Source organism: Vibrio sp. 10N.261.55.C5 (assembly GCF_041470505.1).
In the GTDB taxonomy this organism is placed as follows: Bacteria; Pseudomonadota; Gammaproteobacteria; order Enterobacterales; family Vibrionaceae; genus Vibrio; species Vibrio crassostreae_C.
In genome coordinates, this window is record NZ_JBFRMS010000018.1 from 183,992 (window position 1) to 203,883 (window position 19,892).

The window sequence follows — 19,892 nt, forward strand, 5'->3', positions numbered from 1 at the left end:
CATTAAAACAAGGTACACACCATGAACAAATTATTCGAAACATCAGAACTGAAAGGCCTAGCACTGCAAAACCGCGTGGTTATGGCACCCATGACACGCGCTCGTACTAGCCAACCAGGAAACGTGCCAAACGACATGATGGCAACCTATTACCAACAACGCGCAAGTGCAGGGCTTATCATCACTGAAGCGACCCAAATTTCAGATGACTCTCAGGGTTACTCATTCACACCCGGCGTTTATACCGATGCACAAATCGAAGGTTGGAAGTCAGTAACAACAGCAGCCAAAAAGCAAGGTGCCGCGATATTCTGCCAACTATGGCACGTAGGCCGAGTATCACACCCTACCTTTCAAAAAGGCGAGTTGCCGATTGCCCCTTCTGCATTAGCTCCAATAGAAACGCAGGTTTGGATCTCTGATGAAAATGGTAACGGCAACATGGTGGATTGCATCCAACCAAGAGAGATGACCCAAACCGATATCGATCGCGTTGTTCAAGATTTTGCTAACTCAGCGAAAAAAGCGGTCGAGGCAGGGTTCAACGGAGTGGAAATCCACGGTGGCAATGGCTACCTGATTGATCAGTTCCTAAGAACCAACTCAAACAAACGCACCGACAACTACGGCGGCAGTCGAGAGAACCGACTTCGCTTCCTAATTGAAGTCGTGGATGCGGTAATTGAAGCGATTGGTGCTGACAAAGTGGGCGTACGTTTGGCCCCGTTCATCACCTTCAAAGACATGAACTGCCCAGACATCGTGCCAACGATTCTAGAGACATCAAAGGCGCTGCAAGCGCGTGACATCGCTTACTTGCACCTATCAGAAGCCGATTGGGATGACGCGCCTGTGATACCTGAAAGCTTCCGTGTCGAGCTAAGAGAACTATTCTCTAACACAATCATCGTCGCTGGCAGCTACACACCACAACGCGCCGAAGAAGTGTTAAGCAAAGGCTACGCTGACCTTGTCGCATTTGGTCGCCCATTCGTAGCTAACCCAGATCTCGTTTCACGCCTACAAAACGGCAGTGAACTATCAGAGCTCGACGGCGCCACCCTGTTCGGTGGCAACGAAAAAGGCTACATCGATTATCCAGTGTTGTAGTGAATCTTAAATTGATAGAACTGCCTTAGATTTTCCTTCAGGCAAAAGAAAGGCTCGCATGACTAGTGCGAGCCTAATGCAGTTTAGGGGGTAAACCACAATCTGATATTAATCTGGGACTAATTATTTAACTTATGAGCCATTATGCACTTGTGCGCATTGATATTCTATTTTTAAATGATTCACTGCAATTAATCAATCGATAAAAGTTAGCGTTTGGTCAATTTAAACCACATAGGTAACAGTGATTTAGTGAGTGATGTCTAGAAAACCATCATAAAACCCATAAAAATCAGATCTATAAACTTCTCATTTGCCAGTAACCTTCACCATTAGTCGCGAGTTGGCTGTGTAAATAATCGAGCGTATCTGCGACCGTTCCCGCAATGCCTTGTGGTGGATTGAACAACAGCAAACCACTGCCGATCAGGCGATCATCACCCTTGGGCTCTCTAAGGCGAAGTTCCGACTTGATCGGACTTGGTAGCAAGCCATCTTTTACCGCTGTCACGCAGTGATTCAGAATCAGTGAGCTCTTATCATCCGTGTAAAGCGGATACCAAATCAGGGCCGAAACCTTCTCAGATTGCTGATATGCCTTAACCAAGGCATCAATCACCGCGAGATATTCAGAATCGGTTTCATAGGGTGGGTCGATAACAATCAGGTGATGATTATCGTGTTTTGCTATGTCGTCAGGCAGTGCTTTCAAGCCATCGCCCGCGGTAATGGTGAGCTTACTTGAAACATCAAGATCGCGTTGCAGCTTCTCAATGTTGGTTTGTAATAGGTCGGCTTCGTCTTGCTGGATGTCTGAAAAATAGAAACTGTCTTGGCTGCGGCCTTGTTGATAGGTAATGGCAGCAGAACCGGGATACAAAGAGATAAGCTGATTCGGATTGTAGTATTCCAGCACCGACATAAAAGAAGCGAATGCCGGAGGAAGATAAGCCTTGTTTCGCCACAAGTACCCAACCCCTTCAGCAAACTCACCAGCATGATTACTTGGTGCAGTGTTGAGGTCATAACACCCTGTACCAGAGTGGGTGTCGATAACATTGAGGCGTGAATGTTGCTGCATTAATGACTGAACAAGTGCACTCAATACTGGATGCTTTAGCGCATCACCATGGTCGCCTACATGACATTGATGTCGATATTCCATTCCCTTGCCTCATTTCTACGAACGTCATCTAAACATACTTCATATCATGAGGGCTTGCCTGCTCAATCCATCGTTTTTGAAATAGGCTCACTTTTCTCTAACCAGTTGACTCTTATAAAAAAATAAAGCCCCTGAGCTTACTTAGGGGGCTAAGTGAGTTCAGGGGCTTTCATTATTGGTTTCGGTTAATAGCGTAAGTAAATCGGCCTACCGTGCATAAGCTAGCTTAGCTTGACTAAGGGTACTCACCCTCAACTTCTACCGGCGCTTTCACTTGGTAGTGACAAGGCTGTAGGCCAAGTAACTTAGGCAGTGTGATACCTACTGAAACTGAAGACCACGTACCGCTGACAATACCTACAACCAGTGCAATCGCGAAACCTTGCAGCGCAGCGCCACCAAGTAGCCAAAGCGCAGATACGGTGATTAGGGTTGTACCTGAGGTCACCATGGTGCGTGAGAAGGTCGCTTTAACCGATTCGTTAAGCAGGTTATCAGTGTCACCATTTGGATTACCACGCAGCATTTCACGAACACGGTCGGCAATGATGATCGAGTCATTCAATGAATAACCTAAAATCGCCAACACAGCCGCTAACACAGTCAGGTTGAACTCGAACTGAGTAAAAGCGAACAGACCCAAGATAAGCGTCACGTCATAGATGATTGCGGCAAGCGCACCCAGAGCCAAACGCCATTCAAATCGCACACTCAGGTACAGCATGATCATCAAGAAACACACCAATACCGCCAAGCCACCTTGATCAACCATGTCTTGACCCACCTGAGGGCCAACCACGCTGCTGTTCAGCACTTTTACTTGGTCACTTACAGAAGACAAAGCATCCACTAAGTTTGGCTGTGGAGCGTCTGTCAGTTGGCTGTAACGAATAGTCCAGCGATCCTGCTCTGCCATACCAACCACTTGAACGTCTTGTTGAAAAGCCGTGTCGAGCTTGGTTTTTAACGCATCTTTGGTTACTTGATCAGAGATTTGAACCTCGGCAACCACACCGCCAGTAAAGTCCAAACCCCAGTTAAAACCTTTCACTGCCACCAGCATCACAGAGCTCATGAACAACACAATAGAAATCACAGACATCACCTTACGAAGGCGAGTCATATTCTTATCCGAAATATAGCTATTTGAAAAATAGCGGTCTGAAATAGTCATTTTTGAAGTACTCATGCTTAAATCCTTACATCGTGGCGTTGGTCACGCCCCCAAACCAAATTGATGATCGCTCGTGAAGCAAAAATACCCGTGAACATACTGGTTAGAAGACCTAAGCCCAGTGTCAGAGCGAAGCCCTGAATCGGTCCATTACCGATTGTGTATAGAGCCACAGCAACGATCATGGTGGTGACGTTAGCATCGAAAATTGACGAGAATGCGCTATCGAAACCACGATCGATAGAGCTAGCAAAGCTGCGCCCTTCTTTCATCTTGTCTCGAATACGCTCGAAGATAAGCACGTTAGTGTCTACCGCCATACCGACGGTCAGTACCAAGCCCGCAATACCCGGCAGAGTTAATACCGCACCCGGTAGCAAGGCAATCAAACCAAACAACGTGGTCATGTTAACCACCAATGCACAGTTCGCGACCCAGCCAAGACGGCGGTACCATAGCGCCATAAACGTTAGAGTAAGACCAAGGCCAAGAGCCAAAGCAGCAAAGCCATTCGTTACGTTTTCAGCACCCAGAGATGGGCCAATGGTACGCTCTTCAATGATGGTAACAGGCGCAGTTAATGAACCTGCACGTAGCAGTAGAGCAAGCTCTTGTGCTTCTGCCATGCTGCCTGCACCTGTGATTCTGAAACGGCTACCCAGTTGAGATTGGATGTTCGCCACACTGATCACTTCACTGGTTTTTTCGCTGTTACCGGCTCTATCACGGCTGTATTCGCTGTAAACGGTCGCCATTGGCTTGCCGATGTTATGGCGAGAAAACTCAGACATTTTCTTACCACCAGAAGAATCCAGCGTAATGTTTACTTCTGCACTGCCCATCTCACCAATGCCACTGCGTGCATCGATAATGTGTTCACCGCTCAGCACTGCTTTGTGAGCAACCACGACACGATTACCATCTGAATCTTTCAGAGTTTGAGTATTGTGCGTTGCGTTGTCGTACACAGAGTAGAACGCTAATGAAGCCGTAGCACCAATCACGTCTTTCGCAGCTGCAGGGTCTTGTACACCCGGTAATTCGATACGGATACGGCTTTCTCCTTGGCGTTGAATCGATGCCTCAGTGATGCCTAGCTCTTCAATACGGCTGCGCATGATCTGTAGGTTTTGTTGAACCGTTAGGTTGCGTAGCGTTCTTTGTTCTTCTTCAGACTGAGTTAACGTTAGCGATTTATCTGAACGGTCACGTTGCCATTGTGGGAACTCTTCACGAATCAGTTTTTGTGCTTTCTCGAAATCGGCATCAGTACGGAAGTTAAATTCAACTTGGTTATTCACCACTTTACCGCGTGCATAACGCACTTGGCTGGTGATTTCATCGACCACAGATTGCGCTTGGGCGTGGTAAACCGGTTCCATGTCCACTTCTAACAGGAACTGCACACCACCACGTAAGTCAAGGCCTAGCTGAATCGGTGCGAAGCCCATGTCAGTCAACCATTTCGGTGCTGCTGGCTCCATCGCTAGCGCAACCGTCGCGTTATCCAATAGGCGCTCATTCAGCACCTCTTTAGCCTTCGCTTGTTGTTCTGCGTCTTCCAAGATCACGACTAAACGTTGGTCTTTTTGAAATGCCGATTTAGCTTGGATGCCTTCGCTCGCAAGGTATTGGGTAATTTGACTCGCATCGATGGTCTGTTCGGAACGATTGTTAATTTGAACCGATGCATTTTCGCCATACCAAGAAGGTAAAGCACTCAGAACCATGATGATGATAGTGGCGATAAGCACCACGTATTTCCACTTTGAGTAGTGGTTTATTTGTTTTCTTTGAATGCGTTTTTTCACAGTCAAGATCTCTTCTTTGAACTAATATTTTGCGAACACGAGCGATGGCTAATCACGACCAGAACAAGCTGATTGAAAGATAGTGATGCTAAAGCTGATGTCGCTATGTTTGTTTTGATTAACTGGCGAGTTCAACGGGCACAAGTGACCATCGATACGACCAATTTAGGGTCAAACGATTAGCTAAGAAGTTCTCGGAAATGCGAGTATTGGATGTTGCCCTCTTTCCACCCAGCAAGCCGGGAGGACGGAGAACTCACAATGCTGGTCCAGTGCTGCTTGGAATCCAACAATGGTGTGTTGAAAAGCAGAGAAGCCAGTAATGAAGGGGGAGAGAAGTCGATCAGTAGGTGATAAGCAGGCTCAAGATCGGCCACGCTTTCTTGCTCATTACTGAGCATACGTCTGAAGTTTGCTGCTTGAAGGCTTGATTCGGTGTCGTGATAGTTGGAACTGTCACCAGAAGGTACTGTGCCAAACTGAGCCTTATCGCACTCTAAGTAGCTCGACGGATTATCCGTATCAGCTTGTTTACAAAGATCATTTTGTGAAGATTGCTCTTGAGCCGAGTATATTTGAAATGGCTTAGAAGGCAACGAATAGCCGTTAGAATTCACAAAGCCAAAGCTCAGTAAAAACAACATTAAGACTAATCGGGTACCCAGTTTAAGCAATCTAATATCCAAACAACATTCTCGTAGATCGTCAATCTACAATACAAATGAAACGCTGTCTTGATTTAAAACATTTTTTTAGAAAATGATACGATGCAACCGATTAAGCGATCTCAAAATTTAGATTTACATAGATCTAAAACGGCTTAACAACAGGTGAGGCATAGACGTTATGAATGGTGGGAAAACAAGAAAGCCAAGCGGTGCTCGCTTGGCTTTGAGTTGTCTCTTTCTGTTGGTTTCAAGCTTTAGGCTTTAGGCTTTAGGCTTTAGGCTTTAGGACGCATGATGTTCTTAACCTTACGGCTATCTTCACCAAAGATGCGTTGGACAAGTTGATTCATGTCTTCCGCAGTAATCGACCTCGCCACTCGCTCAACTTGAGACAAAGCTTCGATATCGTAACCATGAAGTAAATAACGAGACAGATACCATGCTTGGTCAATAGAGCTCGTCTCGAGAGGCGTGAAGTCCGCTTCAAACTGTTTCACGACTGCGTGCATTTCCTCTTCAGAGACACCTTGTAGAAGGTCTGCAATCACTTTATCGATCGCCACTTCAACTTGGTCAACGTTCTCCGGCGCTACCATCGCCCCGATAACCCACTCACCACTCAGCTCACTATCTGCGGATGATGAATACGTATATGGCGAGTAATCTAAGCTCAACTCTTCACGAATATAAGCATCTAAACGAGCCGCCAGCAGTCGTTCTAGCAAGTTTTCCGTGAAGATATCTTTTGCCGTTACGCCTTGGTCGGTTTCGGCTTCAGGTTCAGGTTCAGAGATGACTCGTAAGATGTACTCTGCACTATTCACATTGTTGATCGCTAAATCAATGCGTGATTCAGATGGCTGCTTGTAAGCCACCTTAAATTCAGGAACCTCAGCTTTTTCTAATGGAATCGAAGCCAAGTATTGCTCAACCAAAGGCTTTAATTCACTTGGGTCGATGTCACCCACGATCACCAATTGGTTATGCCTCATTTGACCAAACAATTGCTGATGAAGATTAGCGACGTCTTCCACAGAAACCGCTTCAACACGTTCTTTATCAACAAAGAGGTGGCCACTGTCTTGACGATAGATATTCTGGTTTCTTGCGCGCTCAAACTGACCGACAGGGCTGCTCAAGAAAGATTCTTGACCTTGTACAAACTCCTGTTTCACTGCCTCTAACTGCTCGGGAACAATTTTAGGCGCAGTTATGAAGGTATAAAGCGCAGCAAACGTATCTTTGAGCCCATCTTTGTTAATACTAAATTCAACACCATGGCGAGTGTTGCCAATAAAGGAATCAGCTCTAATATCTTCACGATCAAAGTACGCTAAAAGCTCAGAACCCGTAAATTCACCCACACCACTTCGAGCGAAAGTAGGTAACGCAACCTCAACCGCTGGGTAAAGGCTCGGATCCAAAGCGGCTTTTCCACCGAGGCTCATGTACATCACCCCAACATCATCACCCGCCACATAATCACGCAGATACCACATGTCGATACCATTGCTCAACGTCCACTTTTGGATATATGGGTCTACGGACATTTGTTCAGCAAGTACAACCTCGCCTTGCGAGCTAGGTACAGCAAAAGCACTCGCTGTTCCTATCGCAAGCGGCGGAATTCCCGCCTCGCTATACGTGGCTTTTAAGCTATCTAGAGAGTTAATGACCGCTGTTCTGTCTTCATTGTCATCCATCCCAATAACAATAAAGTAATCATCAGAAAGTAGATTCTTGATGTTGTCGTTAATCACTTCAAGGCTCAAGTTAGCGATGAAAGCTTCCAAGCTGACTTGATAGTCTTTCTGTGATTGGACGATTCGATCTGTGACTAACGCACTCGCTTTGTAGTTCGCGTGTTCAACGCTATCCATTTTATCCCAGTCATGCTCGATGTTATCCAGCAAGTCTTGGTAGTAGTGCTGTTCGCCAACAATATCCGTTTCCGAAACACCAAAATCACGCAATGACGCCAATGTAGAAAGCAGATCTTGTTGGATTACTTCACGGTCTCCAGCCGGAAACCCAACACTTATTGCCGAATAGTGCAGAGCACCCATTCGATAGCCATCAGACGCTATCCATTGAGTCGGCAGCGCGGCATCATTAAATACTGCTTCTAATCGTTGTCGAATCAACTGTTGAGAGGTTTCATCTAACCAACGTTGATGCTGCTGAGCATGATTTTCAACTCTATTTAAACCTCGGTTAAACGTCAGAGTGATGCTTGGCGCTTCTCTTCCTGCGTACTCAACATAATCATCTTCATTGAATGAGGTCGTTTTCTGTTTCTCTGGTCTCGGCGTATCGCCACGCTCCCAGCTAGAAAACTTTTCTTCAATAAGTGGAATCACAGTTTTGATGTCCACATCACCAGAAACGACCAGCTCAACTATTTGAGGTTGATACCAAGTCTGATAAAAGTTGCTGATGCCTTGAGGAGTAGCATTCACGATCGACGATTTAGTCCCTAATGCATCTTGCGATTCGTACGGGCCGCCTTCAACGAAGTAATCATAATATATATCTCCGAATGACTTATCATCGAGGCGAGCCATACGGAACTCACCAAGAACCACGCCTTTTTCTTTTTCGACTTCTGAACTTGATAGATCCAGGCCATCACCAATGTCACGCATCCACGTCAAAGCAGACTGCAATTGGATGTTATCTGGCAAATCTAACTGGTAGACCGTCTCTTCATAAGAAGTGTAGGCATTAATATCAGCACCAAAGCTAGCGCCTGCGTCTTCGAATAGACGAATCACATCGTTCTGAGAGAAGTTTTTACTGCCATTGAATGCCATGTGTTCCAAGAAGTGCGCGTAGCCTTCTTGTTGAGAAGTCTCTTGAATCGAACCGGCGTGCACGATTAAACGAACAGATACGGATTCTTCATGCTCTGGATAAACATGATAAGTAAGGCCATTTTCTAGTTGGCCTGAAGTCCATGCCGGATCCGGCTGGATTGGCGTTTCGGTAGTTTTTGATGTTGAGCTACAGCCAACTAAGGTGAGGCATAGAGCCGTCGCTAAATAATATGTTTTCATAACAACCTCTTAATGTCATTCATCGACAATATACAGATTGAGCTAACGATTATTATTTAATATTGAACTTGATGGGTATCTTTGTGATTTAGATCTTTATTTTATAAATCACCAATCGTTATGTAAGATCGCTGTGCTCATTTAAATAGGCATTTAGATAAGAGCCTATTAAATCGATTTTAGACTCGCTAACTACATCTATTTAAAATCAATAAGCTACATAAATTTCAGCCAGTTCTCTACATACCCTTAAACAACGCTTGCGAGGCACGGCTGATCGGTAGCTTTTCCCCTGACACATACGCCGACATCTGACCTGAGAGCCCTTTCTTCACCTTATCAATGGCGGAAACTTTCACTACCACTGAACGGTGGATTTGCCAAAACTCATCAGGATTGAGTTGCGCTATCAACTCTTTTAGTGACACGCGAAGAATATACTCCTCTAGCGATCCCCCTTGACCCTTCTTAAATATAGACACGTACTTGTCTTCTGCTTTGAAGTAAGCGACATCATCGACGGCGATTAGGTGAATGTCTTCTCCGACACTGGCTTTGAGCCATGTGAGATACTTTTTCTCCGATAGATAAGGAGGCTGCGTTTGCTGTGACGTCGACTGGGATAGTTGTTGAAGCTGAGCCATTAACGCCGTGATATCGGGCTGTTCTGGCGTGGTACCTGTTTGTGTTTGATTGCTCGACAGACGCGCTTGCACTTTCTGACATGTGGCCAGTAAACGCTCTTCATTGATTGGCTTAAGCAGGTAGTCCATCGCATTGTGATCAAAAGCTTTGACCGCGTATTCGTCATAAGCCGTGATAAACACAATCAATGGCGGTGAATCTAACTTGTTGAGTTGTTTCGCCAGAGAGATACCATCCAGTTCCGGCATACGAATATCGAGAAAAGCCACGTCGGGCTTAAGCTGCTGAATACTCTCCATCGCCTCCAAACCGTTTTGTGCTTTACTGACGATTTCTAACTCCGGCCAAACCTCAGCAAGGCTCTTGTCTAAGTGGTGCCTTAACAGTGCTTCATCGTCTGCGATTATCGCCGTTACGCTCGGCTGTACTGTTGGGTTGTTCATGGTTAGTCCTTTAAATTCACACTGTAAATCGTCTATTTTGCGTCACTGTTCGGTGTTTTCTGATCTGTAATTCTAGGCGGCTGCCTCAGTCAACGGTAACAAGATCGTCGAGACTACCCCGCCTTCAGCGTGTTCAGTAATCGTTAGGCTCGCCTTATCACCATACAGGGTTTCGATTCTTTGACGAATATTGCTTAACCCAACACCGTGACCCGTATTCGCAGAAGGCGTTTTCAACCCAGCGCCATTATCAGCCACTTCAATTTTTAGCTGCTGTGCTTGTTGAGTAATACGAATATTCACTTGGCCACCAGCGGCTTTGGGCTCGATGCCGTGCGTGAGTGCATTCTCGACCAAAGGTTGAATCAAGAACGGTGGAATCACCTGCAAATCGCTAATCTCGTGTATTTCAATCGAGAACGTTAAGCGCTCACCCAAGCGTATCTTTTGGATATTAAGATAAGCGTCTAACAAGTCGACCTCTTGTGCGATGGTCGATTGCTCGGTGCGGCTGTTTTTCAGAGTTACACGTAATAAGTCAGTCAGTTTTTCGAGCATCAACTTGGCTTTCGCGCTGTCACTCTCAATCAATACATTGATGGTCGCAAGCGTGTTGAACAAGAAGTGCGGTTCAATTTGGCTTTGCAGTTGTTTAAGCTGGCTTAGCACCACCACCTTTTCTTGGTCGGCCTGACGACGCTTGGCCACTTCCAATTCGTTATCGGCACGTAACTGCTGCTCCCGAGTATAGAAATAGTAATAGCAAACCGAACAGAAGATCACACCGAGCAAGACTACAGATTTAAGGTCCGAGATATTAGCCCCGAAATACCCGTTCAACCAATAGTGTGCATTCAAGGTACCAAGGGTCATTGCAATCACCATTGATACCCCTACATCAAATGCCTTTGATTTCCTTTTGAATAGTTCAACCAACACAAACGAAGAGCCAACTGCGCTGTAGCCAAAGCCGAAGCTGATGGCCAAGTTAAGCGTAAACCCGCCTCCCCAAATCGTATTGGTTGTAATTGCAATAAGAACGCAAAATAGCGTAGTGAACGCGAAGCTTTTAATCCATGAAAAGCGACTGTTTGAAGAAGTGTCCATTAAAATCGTCCTTTGATATTTAAAAGAATCATATGACTATCCGGTAAGTTGGCGTAAGCAGAATCACTTTTACCGCCTAGAAAGCGTGCAGCAAGTTCCAATTCCAACGATGAATCGCCATTATCGAAAGCCTGATAATTGAGCCACTGCGTAGCAATAAAGCCGCCGTCTTGTGGAGACAGCATGACATCAAATGTTGGCGTGATATCTTCAAGCCAGCCATGTGTCGAGTCCAAAGACCAGTGAAACATGAGGTTGTGTTGAACCAAATTGGCGTGTTGATAGCCTTGAGCGTAAGAGCCCGCCAACGATATTGTCATGGGATTAAGAGACAAAGATTCCGCATTCTCTAAAGCGCTTTGCCACTCAGAGTCACTCCAAGCGCGGCTATCAAACCAGTATTCCAGTACCACATTGTGGCCCGTCTCGTTGACCCATATCAGTCCGAGTAAGGCTTGGTAAGCCTCGCCCTGCTCTTCTAGATAAACCGGTTTATGCAGTGAGTTAGGCTGGCTGTAACCCAAACTTTGTCGCTGATAAACCATCGAACCGTGAAACTCCCACGCGAGATTTAATACCGACACCAAGCTCGCTCCAAGCAAGCCGTGGCGTACATCGTCGTAATAAGCGATCCATTGATATTCGTGGTCGCCAACCAGATTGTAACGACGTATCCCAAAGCCTTGTTGCTGATTCTGCTTTTCGAATTCATTTACGTCTTGGGAAGTCCATGACGAATCGCTGTAAAGCAGTGTCCATTCGCCCGTCATATCGAACAGTGACGCCGAGGCAACACCTGCGCCCTCTTCTGCGACAATGCCCACTGGGTTTTGTCGATAAGGTTTGATGATGTCTAACGGTCGATAGCCATAGCCCACGCCCCAATCCAAACGAACCTTGCCAAGCGTGACATCAAGATAGTGGTCACCGAACGCTGAATTAGACAGTTCAACACCACCTTGCCAAAACAGCTCGCGCACAATGAATTCCGATTCAAAGCTCGCCTCATTCCCCTGTGGGTCATTGCTCAAAATGTCGTTGGCTTTCATTGCAAACAGGCCAAGCCAATTGCCATATCCAACCTCAAGATCCAAAAAACCATTGAGTGACTGGCGATTGTCAGATACGAAAGGGTTAAATGGCGACTCTCTCGATTCAACGGCCTCAGCACTCAATTGCCAGTCCCAGGCTAGGTTCAGATCGTCCGCTTGAGTCGTATTACTCATACAAGGCAGCACAAGGAAAGTAACGATTAAAGGCTTGATGTGGAATCGACGACTAGAAGCTTTCATGGCACCCACCTAAAGCCCAGACACGCTATTACGTGATAAGTAAGCAGGGTTGTAGTATTTGTCCGCTAAAGCTTGTTCGCTTACCTCGCGGTACTCAATCACGGTTTTCTTACTTGGTTGAATCTTATCGAGCAAAGTCATCGAAACTACACTTGGCAAGCCATCTCGCACGCCTTCAGTAAACCAAGCTTGCTTGGCCAGTTTTCCAGAACGCAGATACAGATCCGCTTTAACAGGAAACGCTCGGTCTGCCGTTAACCACAGATCAATCGATTGATAGCTGGCACCCTTGGTTTTCGCCGTTAGCTTTAGATGATAAGTATCGAGTGTCTCGCCAGTCGACCTCTCAACCTGTTGCTCGGCAACCCACTTACCTTGGTAATCTTCGCTCCAAGTGAGCGTCGAAATGTCCCCTACCGAAGCTTCACCCAAGAGTTTCTGCATTGGTGTGATTCGGATAGGTCGGCGCGATTTCGGCATCAGTAACCAATAGTTGTCCTCTATCATCAGCATCTTTTGACCCGCCTCGACCGCCGACTTGAACACGACCAGCGACTCTCGGTTTGGTCTTGTGTAGACGTTGTATTCACGGGTTTTGTCCAGTTGCTCGTCTTGATATAGCGCCACCAGAGAAACCACTTTAGACGCCTGTTCGCTGTTCAAGCGATAGCTATCCGCCTTGGCGATCATCTCTGTGACTTGTTGTGAATCGACTGCCCAGCTTGGTGTCGATGCTAGAACCAAAACCAATACAGAACCTAAAACAGTGAGTGAACGAGTAAATTTATACATAAACCAGCGCCTCCGTGATTGGCTTATTCACGCCTTTGCGAGCAGAAAAATAAGCAGCTAGCAAACATATCGTCAACACACCTAAAGTGGCGTAACCAACTAATTCCAATGAGAAGTAAATGTTGAGTGGGTAACCCTCGGTTCTGCCGGGAGGTGGTGGCATTTGGATATCCACCACCAGCAATAACACCGACACGAAGCCACTCACTAACGCGCCGATCGCGCTGCCAATCACAGCCAACAATCCCGCCTCTTTTAAGAAACCTGCGACGATTTCAGACGGGTAACTGCCTAGTGCCGACAAGGTGCCAATTTCACGAGTACGCTCGGTCACCGACATGGTCATGGTGTTAAACAGCGACACAAACACTACCAATGCCATCACCGCGCCCATGATGCCGAAGATACGGTCGTAAAGATCTTTCACCTTGGTGTAGAAAAACGCGCGATCTTGCCACGGGGTGATCTCGATCTCTGTGCCTTGATCGATTTGGCTCGCACTATTTCGATCTAAAGCTGTTTGGATACGCTGTTGAACGGTCGAGGTCTTGCTTGTTTCAAATAGAAACACCGACAAGGTACTGACTTTGTCTGACGCTAAAAGCTCTTGGGCAGTGGTGATGTGTACGTATAACTGACGCTTATCCAGCTCAGGCACTCCTGTCGAGTAAATACCCTGCACCTTAAAATCAAAAGCGTTCAATGCGCCGTCACTGGTAGTCGCGAGCAGTGTCACCCAATCGCCAACGGCAACTTTGAGATTACGAGCAAGGTCAGTTCCCAGCATCACTTGTGGCTCTTGGCTGTCGTATCTGGGAGATTTCACATCAGAGAGAGTTTGACCGCTGCGCACGTCAAGGAAAGGTCCTTTCATGTCGAACTCGCGCTCATTAACGCCTGTTCCCATAAAGATGCTCGACTTGCTTCCGTTAGACACCAAACCACTAAAATAGACTCGCGGCTGCACCCCACGCACATTGCTGTCGCCAATAATGCTCTTGGTTAGGGCTTGAACATTGTCTAGACCATTGCTCAGCGGCATGTCTTCATCTTGCTCAAAATATCCCGGCGTACTCAAAGTAAGATGACCAGTATCGCGCGCGGTCGATTCACGCAGAGATTCATAGGTATAAAGCCCATAACCTCCAGCCGAGGTCAGCGCAAATACGGCAATTGCGATGATCAATACCGAAAGCAGACTACGGCGACCGTTTCTCAATAAATTAAGCCACGCCAAACGCACCGAGGTAGGAAGCAAAAAAGTGCTCATTCTTTGTGTTAACTTGCCCATGAGATTGCCTCCATTGCTGTGGCTTGTAGTGCCAGTTGACCATCGATAAGTTCAATGACTCGGTCACAACGCTGCGCCATTCTTGGGTCATGCGTTGCGACAATAAAGGTGGTGCCCATTTCATGGCCGAGCTCTTTCATAATGTCGATCACAAGGTTGGCGGTGTGACTGTCTAAGCTAGCGGTCGGCTCATCGGCAATGACTAAGCTTGGGTTGTGGATTAGCGCTCTGGCTATCGCGACACGTTGCTGCTGGCCGCCTGAAAGATTGTCTGGGCGATGATGTACATATTCGCCTAGCCCAACACGCTCCAACATCTCTTGTGCTCTGGTCTGCTGTTCTTGTTTCGAACATTGGTTCAACATCAATGGGTAGGCCACGTTCTCAAGTGCCGTCATCACTGGAACCAGATTGAAGCGCTGAAATACAAAACCCAACGACTGACGGCGAAAGCGTGCAGCGGTGATTTGCTCTGTCGGATACGGTTGGCCATCAATATTGATCTGTCCTCGATAGCTCATATCCAACAAACCAAGAATATTCAAAAGTGTGCTTTTTCCAGAACCCGACGGGCCACACAACGCCACCATTTCACCGCGCTGGATATGGCCATCGACCCCGTTTAATGCATCAACACGTTGACCGCCTGTGACATATGCTTTGCCGATATCTTTAAATTCAATCATCCCGTTTTCCTCTGATTACTAACCAACTGTTTAGCTTCCATGCCCTTTATTTCGCTTTCGCTATTAGGGCCTTCGCAGTCATCGTTTCGATGTTGCCAGCATCGGTGTTTTCCATCTTTTCAAGCCACACCTGTGCTTGCTCGAAGTCCTCAGCACGAATCGATGCAGTAATGGCGTAACGGTAAATCCACGATGTCGCAGCGAAATGTTGCTGTTGGAAATCATCTTCCGCGAGTAACGCGAGGAACAGGTCATAACCACGATCAAAATGGTTAAACATGTCTGGTAGCGAGGTGTAAGTCACCGCGGCCATTGCGCGAGTTAAGTAAGAATCTGGCAGCCCTTGAACACGAGGTTGCTCATGAATCGGTTGGTCTTCGTCTTTTAGCAGCACCAGTGATTTATCAATGGTTGATAAGCCTTTCTCCACATACTTCATCTTGTTCCAAGGTAAGAACGCATCACGCCCCATCAGGGTTTCTGTGCTTCCGAGGTAAACCAAGGTCAGTGGTGTCGCTCCGTCTTGTTGTAAGGTTTCGTTAAGGCGTTCATACGCCACCTCAACCAAATCTTCATTGCCTTGCGCGGCTTGGTTATAGATATCGAGCACGTCTGAACTCGGGTTGGCCTGCACCAAAGTGGGTGCGAATGAAACAAGTGCAATCAGTAATGAACGCTTAAGCAGAGAAGCGGTAGAGCCTGAATTAAATGAGTGTGAAGTAGTCATAATTTCTAATCCCTTTCAAATGTTGACGTTGAAAGGTTAACTAGAATTTGTCGCGCAGTTTTACCAATGCGACGAATGGTAATAATGAGGAGTGAATGGTTGAGAGGCGGTGTGAGTGGGGATATAGGATTCAGTTATTGTATTTCAGTAAAAGTCGTGCTTATTTTGCACAACCCATATTTACTAATTATTCATACTGGGTAGACATAAACATACCTGATACATTGGAGCTATGTATCGTTTTTGTAATCTTCGGAATAGAAACGGTGATTCAGGAGATCGATGAGTAATTGTTGAAATAAATCATTCGCATAACCACTTACAGCTTTAAAATACGAGACAAAGTTAATACAATCTTGTTGCGCATTGAAATGGTTCAATGTTTATATCAAATTAGTTATGGATTTATCAATATCATGGAAGCAACAACAGTTAATGCTAACGAAACTCAAACGCCAAAAGTTCTAAACAAACTTGGAACTGCATCATATGGTCTCGTTGCAATTGGGTCTTTCTTACCTGCAATTACTATCAAAATGTGGGGAGTGTCTGAATCAATTACAGGTTTAGATGTCTACGGGTTCACTATAGTCTTACTAATGATTGTAGGCTCAGCATCCTGCGCTCTTGGCTTACCAAAAATCGTAGCAAAAGGCATTGGTGCAGTGTCATTAGCGTATCTTTATTACCACTTGTTTCAAGCCATCGGTGATTTAAATGAAATGGCGCAAATGATGGGGGGGCGTCGTGGTGGTGAACTGGGACAGATCATTGAATTAGCTCTACAAAGCGCAAATATTGGCATTGTCGCCTTACTACTTGGCTTCATTTCGTTAAACATTTTTATGTTTGTAGGTTACAAACTTCACCCTCGCTTCGAGGCATTAGATGTAATCTTGAAACACTACTCTTCAAAAGCCTCAGAAAAAGCCGTTGAAAAATCAACTCAAATCAAGAAAGCAACCGAAGAGAAAGCATCAGCAGTTAAACAGAAAGCCAATCAAGTTCAGAAAGAGCAAATCGATAAAGGTGAATAAACTCATTTAAATCATCAATTTGGGACATCTATTTTAACGATTTTCGTCCCATTGATAATTCATAGATTGCTGAATTAGGAATCAAACAGAAAATTCAATACGTTTAAAAGAGTTCAAACCAAACAAAAATAGCCGCTAATCAGCGGCTATTTTTAATTATCCAAGCGAAGCTTCTATTACTTCTAGCTTTCTACTTCTTTGTCTCTTCAACCACGGCTTTCATCAATACTGATGTATCCATGCGGCCTTGTCCTTCGGCAGACAGTGCCTTGTAGGCGTTGTTGGTCTTTTCAGTCAGTGGAAGCTGGATGCCTTGGCGCTCAGCTTCATCTAGACAGAAACCTAAGTCTTTGATCATCCAATCAATTGCAAAGCCAAAATCGAACTTGTCTTGTGCCATTGTGGTAGCACGGTTTTCCATCTGCCATGAGCCAGCAGCGCCGTTTTTAAGGCAATCAACCAGAGTTGGGATATCCAAACCTGATTTTTCAGCAAGCACTAAGCCTTCAGATAAGCCATTCAACACTCCTGCAATGCAGATCTGGTTAACCATTTTCGCGCGTTGGCCTTGGCCGACTTTACCCATAAGAACTGACGACTTACCGTAAGCTTCGAACACAGGTTGAAGGTCGTTGAAAAGCGCTTGTTCGCCACCACACATGATGGTTAGCACGCCATTTTCTGCGCCCGCTTGGCCACCAGATACAGGTGCATCCATAAAGCGAATACCGGCTTGCTTCGCTGCCACTTCAAGCTCTTCAGACAGAACTGCAGACGTTGTAGTGTGATCGACAAGAATCGCGTTTGGCTTCATCGCTGCCAATGCGCCTGTTTCGCTGGTTGCCATGCTGCGTACGTCGTCATCGTTGCCCACACAAACCAATACCACGTCAGCTTCCGCTACACATTCAGCCACAGATTCTGCCGCTTTACCTTGGTGTTTATCAGCCCAGTCTAGCGCTTTACTGTGAGTGCGGTTAAATACCGTTACTTCAAAACCGGCTTTGACTAGATGGCCTGCCATTGGGAAACCCATAACGCCTAGCCCGATAAAACTTACTTTCATTTCTTTCTCCTTTTATTTGACCAAACCATCGCTATGAAAAGATCGAACACTCTCAATCAGTGCATCAATAAGCAGGGTCAAAGCCTTTGGCTGATATTTTCTTTCTTTGTACACTAAATACGCTTGGCGATCACCCCGATGATACTCAGGGAGTACTTAAATCAGATTCATGTCGGGATAAGACGAACAATATAATGAAGTTCAGCGATAAATCGCGACCAGAGAACGCTTTGTCAGCCGTACATTATGGAACGATGATCAAGGAAAATCAGGTATAACGTTCATAAAAAAACCGAGCACTAGGCTCGGTTTTTTAATAACTTTTGTTACTGTAAAGATTACAGCTCAGCGTTGTGGTAAACCTGCTGAACGTCATCACAGTCATCAAGCATGTCTAAGAACTTCTGGAATTTCTCAGAATCTTCTTCAGCTACTGGCGTAGTTGTTTGAGGAACGAAAGTGATTTCCTCAACGTCTAGCGTTAGCTCTGGGAACGCAGTGTTTAGTGCAGTCTTCGTTTTGAAGAACTCAGTCGTTGGAGCGAATACAGTGATTACACCGTCTTCTAGCTCAACGTCAGTCACGTCTACGTCTTCCATCATAAGCGTTTCTAGGATGATCTCGTCATCTTCGCCTTTGAACTGGAATACAGCTTGGTGAGCGAACATGTGAGAAACAGTACCTTCAACACCGATTTTCGCGCCAGTCTTAACGAAACATTGGCGAACGTCTTGGAAAGTACGGTTGCCGTTGTCAGTTAGACAGTCAACGATTACGCTTGTGCCACCTGGGCCAAAACCTTCGTAGCGAGCTGGTTGGAAGTCTTCACCGCCGCCGCCGTTCGCTTTATCGATCGCTTTTTCGATAACGTGTGCTGGTACTTGGTCTTTCTTCGCTTTAGCAATCAGGTGCTTAAGAGGTAGGTTCATGTCTGGGTCAGAGCTGCCGTTCTTAGCCAGTACGTAAATCTCTTTACCGTATTTAGAATAAACTTTAATTTTTGCGCCTGCAGTTTTCGCCATTGAGGCCTTGCGCACTTCAAAACTTCTTCCCATCGGGATCTTCTCTCTGATTCAATTAACGGTGCAAATTCTAGCAAATTACTGTGTCATTTCAATTCTACAGCACTTCTGGGCAAGGTTTGTCTGCGTTTATGCGACACCCATTACCCGTTTGTATTTTTCTACAGACTGTTCAAACCACACCTTTTCATCTGGGTCACCTAGCTTCATTGCTTCTTCAACAATGGCTTCAGGGCCACATTTCGCTTGCTTCAGTTTCCATACAAGAAACGATGCTTGCTTATCCAGTTCGATTTTATTTTTCTCGCTGGGTGGAAGGAGTGAAAGGTTGATAGACATTGCTAGCCTTCGTCTGTAATACACTTGGCCGAGAAATATATCATAGAGCAGCCTCATAAAACCAATACTATGAGTAACAGAAAGGGTTTATGAGACCCGAAACCAAGCAAGTCACTGATGCAGGTCAAGCTAAGGGGAGTTGGGAAAAGTGTTACCGCGAGTTATTTGCCAATAAAAGGCTCACAGTAAGCCCCGGAACATTTTAAATACTGTATCAATTTATCAAATCTTTAAGCTCAACTTCCGAAAAATCTACTTTGTATTCAGTTTCAGACAAATCACCTAAATAAATTTTGCAATCTAAATTATTTGTTCTGATTGCGAGTTGAATTTTTCTCTTAATTTCGGAAGATGCTCTAGCTCCTATATAAACGCTATGAATTGCCTCAGGGGGGATTGGGTAGAGGTAGACGCTATTACCAAAATTGTCTTTATGTTCTGTCCAGGGCGGGATCGCACTT

18 protein-coding genes and 1 pseudogene are annotated in these 19,892 nt (G+C 45.7%); 2 read left to right on the forward strand and 17 right to left on the reverse strand.

Features of this window, described 5'->3' with window-relative positions; all coding sequences use genetic code 11:
- The first annotated feature begins 21 nt into the window (after positions 1-21).
- Positions 22-1,110 (forward strand): alkene reductase, encoded by a 1,089-nt coding sequence (locus AB4263_RS09660; RefSeq protein ID WP_372098141.1) that lies wholly within the window; start codon positions 22-24, stop codon positions 1,108-1,110.
- A 298-nt stretch (positions 1,111-1,408) separates the two neighbouring features.
- Here AB4263_RS09660 and rlmJ read toward each other — a convergent pair whose 3' ends face one another.
- The 12 genes from rlmJ to AB4263_RS09720 form a co-directional block, all read right to left on the reverse strand.
- Positions 1,409-2,275, reverse strand: a complete 867-nt coding sequence (gene rlmJ, locus AB4263_RS09665; RefSeq protein ID WP_017072343.1) for a 23S rRNA (adenine(2030)-N(6))-methyltransferase RlmJ — start codon at positions 2,273-2,275, stop codon at positions 1,409-1,411.
- 235 nt (positions 2,276-2,510) lie between these two features.
- Complete coding sequence (secF, locus tag AB4263_RS09670; RefSeq protein ID WP_372098142.1) at positions 2,511-3,464, reverse strand: protein translocase subunit SecF; 954 nt, start codon at positions 3,462-3,464, stop codon at positions 2,511-2,513.
- A gap of 2 nt (positions 3,465-3,466) precedes the next feature.
- Positions 3,467-5,266 (reverse strand): protein translocase subunit SecD, encoded by a 1,800-nt coding sequence (gene secD, locus AB4263_RS09675; protein WP_372098143.1) that lies wholly within the window; start codon positions 5,264-5,266, stop codon positions 3,467-3,469.
- A gap of 173 nt (positions 5,267-5,439) precedes the next feature.
- Positions 5,440-5,904, reverse strand: coding sequence for a hypothetical protein (locus AB4263_RS09680; protein ID WP_102428119.1), 465 nt, complete (start codon positions 5,902-5,904; stop codon positions 5,440-5,442).
- Positions 5,905-6,203: 299 nt separating this feature from the next.
- On the reverse strand, positions 6,204-8,984 hold the full coding sequence (locus AB4263_RS09685) for a M16 family metallopeptidase (protein ID WP_372098144.1): 2,781 nt from the start codon (positions 8,982-8,984) through the stop codon (positions 6,204-6,206).
- A 239-nt stretch (positions 8,985-9,223) separates the two neighbouring features.
- A complete protein-coding gene (locus tag AB4263_RS09690; protein ID WP_017066907.1) occupies positions 9,224-10,072 on the reverse strand; it encodes a LytTR family DNA-binding domain-containing protein in 849 nt (282 codons plus the stop codon).
- A gap of 72 nt (positions 10,073-10,144) precedes the next feature.
- On the reverse strand, positions 10,145-11,179 hold the full coding sequence (locus AB4263_RS09695) for a sensor histidine kinase (protein WP_372098145.1): 1,035 nt from the start codon (positions 11,177-11,179) through the stop codon (positions 10,145-10,147).
- A complete protein-coding gene (locus tag AB4263_RS09700) occupies positions 11,179-12,471 on the reverse strand; it encodes a hypothetical protein (protein WP_372098146.1) in 1,293 nt (430 codons plus the stop codon). Before AB4263_RS09700 ends, AB4263_RS09695 begins: the two co-directional genes overlap by 1 nt.
- Before the next feature lie 9 nt (positions 12,472-12,480).
- Entirely contained in the window at positions 12,481-13,263 is a 783-nt protein-coding gene (locus AB4263_RS09705) for an outer membrane lipoprotein-sorting protein (protein WP_017065102.1), read from the reverse strand.
- Entirely contained in the window at positions 13,256-14,554 is a 1,299-nt protein-coding gene (locus AB4263_RS09710) for an ABC transporter permease (RefSeq protein ID WP_372098147.1), read from the reverse strand. The genes AB4263_RS09705 and AB4263_RS09710 overlap by 8 nt, the downstream gene beginning before the upstream one ends.
- A complete protein-coding gene (locus tag AB4263_RS09715) occupies positions 14,542-15,240 on the reverse strand; it encodes an ABC transporter ATP-binding protein (protein WP_372098148.1) in 699 nt (232 codons plus the stop codon). Before AB4263_RS09715 ends, AB4263_RS09710 begins: the two co-directional genes overlap by 13 nt.
- Before the next feature lie 46 nt (positions 15,241-15,286).
- Positions 15,287-15,967: a hypothetical protein gene (locus AB4263_RS09720; protein WP_102320952.1), complete on the reverse strand. Its 681-nt coding sequence runs from the start codon at positions 15,965-15,967 to the stop codon at positions 15,287-15,289.
- Between the two features lie 356 nt (positions 15,968-16,323).
- Between AB4263_RS09720 and AB4263_RS09725 the strand changes: the two genes are divergently transcribed.
- Positions 16,324-17,004, forward strand: a complete 681-nt coding sequence (locus tag AB4263_RS09725) for a hypothetical protein (protein WP_372098149.1) — start codon at positions 16,324-16,326, stop codon at positions 17,002-17,004.
- A 190-nt stretch (positions 17,005-17,194) separates the two neighbouring features.
- On the opposite strand, the gene AB4263_RS09730 is transcribed toward AB4263_RS09725, so the two are convergent.
- From AB4263_RS09730 to AB4263_RS09750, 5 genes and pseudogenes are all read right to left on the reverse strand, one after another.
- Entirely contained in the window at positions 17,195-18,070 is an 876-nt protein-coding gene (locus AB4263_RS09730; protein ID WP_372098150.1) for an NAD(P)-dependent oxidoreductase, read from the reverse strand.
- 12 nt (positions 18,071-18,082) lie between these two features.
- A pseudogene (locus AB4263_RS09735) lies at positions 18,083-18,247 on the reverse strand (LysR family transcriptional regulator); the annotation flags it as partial.
- Between the two features lie 161 nt (positions 18,248-18,408).
- On the reverse strand, positions 18,409-19,125 hold the full coding sequence (locus AB4263_RS09740; RefSeq protein WP_010432326.1) for a YebC/PmpR family DNA-binding transcriptional regulator: 717 nt from the start codon (positions 19,123-19,125) through the stop codon (positions 18,409-18,411).
- A gap of 96 nt (positions 19,126-19,221) precedes the next feature.
- Complete coding sequence (locus AB4263_RS09745) at positions 19,222-19,431, reverse strand: DUF3283 family protein (RefSeq protein ID WP_008216860.1); 210 nt, start codon at positions 19,429-19,431, stop codon at positions 19,222-19,224.
- Positions 19,432-19,645: 214 nt separating this feature from the next.
- Positions 19,646-19,892 (reverse strand): hypothetical protein (locus AB4263_RS09750; protein ID WP_372098151.1); only part of this gene is annotated, 247 nt, incomplete at its 5' end.

Bases quoted from the DNA above. Each gene is read 5' to 3' on its own strand.
- AB4263_RS09685 (WP_372098144.1), bottom strand. From the start codon at position 8,984: ATGAAAACATATTATTTAGCGACGGCTCTATGCCTCACCTTAGTTGGC.
- AB4263_RS09745 (WP_008216860.1), bottom strand. From the start codon at position 19,431: ATGTCTATCAACCTTTCACTCCTTCCACCCAGCGAGAAAAATAAAATC.
- AB4263_RS09705 (WP_017065102.1), bottom strand. From the start codon at position 13,263: ATGTATAAATTTACTCGTTCACTCACTGTTTTAGGTTCTGTATTGGTT.
- rlmJ (WP_017072343.1), bottom strand. From the start codon at position 2,275: ATGGAATATCGACATCAATGTCATGTAGGCGACCATGGTGATGCGCTA.
- AB4263_RS09715 (WP_372098148.1), bottom strand. From the start codon at position 15,240: ATGATTGAATTTAAAGATATCGGCAAAGCATATGTCACAGGCGGTCAA.
- AB4263_RS09700 (WP_372098146.1), bottom strand. From the start codon at position 12,471: ATGAAAGCTTCTAGTCGTCGATTCCACATCAAGCCTTTAATCGTTACT.
- AB4263_RS09695 (WP_372098145.1), bottom strand. From the start codon at position 11,179: ATGGACACTTCTTCAAACAGTCGCTTTTCATGGATTAAAAGCTTCGCG.
- AB4263_RS09690 (WP_017066907.1), bottom strand. From the start codon at position 10,072: ATGAACAACCCAACAGTACAGCCGAGCGTAACGGCGATAATCGCAGAC.
- AB4263_RS09660 (WP_372098141.1), top strand. From the start codon at position 22: ATGAACAAATTATTCGAAACATCAGAACTGAAAGGCCTAGCACTGCAA.
- AB4263_RS09720 (WP_102320952.1), bottom strand. From the start codon at position 15,967: ATGACTACTTCACACTCATTTAATTCAGGCTCTACCGCTTCTCTGCTT.
- AB4263_RS09740 (WP_010432326.1), bottom strand. From the start codon at position 19,125: ATGGGAAGAAGTTTTGAAGTGCGCAAGGCCTCAATGGCGAAAACTGCA.
- AB4263_RS09730 (WP_372098150.1), bottom strand. From the start codon at position 18,070: ATGAAAGTAAGTTTTATCGGGCTAGGCGTTATGGGTTTCCCAATGGCA.
- AB4263_RS09710 (WP_372098147.1), bottom strand. From the start codon at position 14,554: ATGGGCAAGTTAACACAAAGAATGAGCACTTTTTTGCTTCCTACCTCG.
- secF (WP_372098142.1), bottom strand. From the start codon at position 3,464: ATGAGTACTTCAAAAATGACTATTTCAGACCGCTATTTTTCAAATAGC.
- AB4263_RS09680 (WP_102428119.1), bottom strand. From the start codon at position 5,904: ATGTTGTTTTTACTGAGCTTTGGCTTTGTGAATTCTAACGGCTATTCG.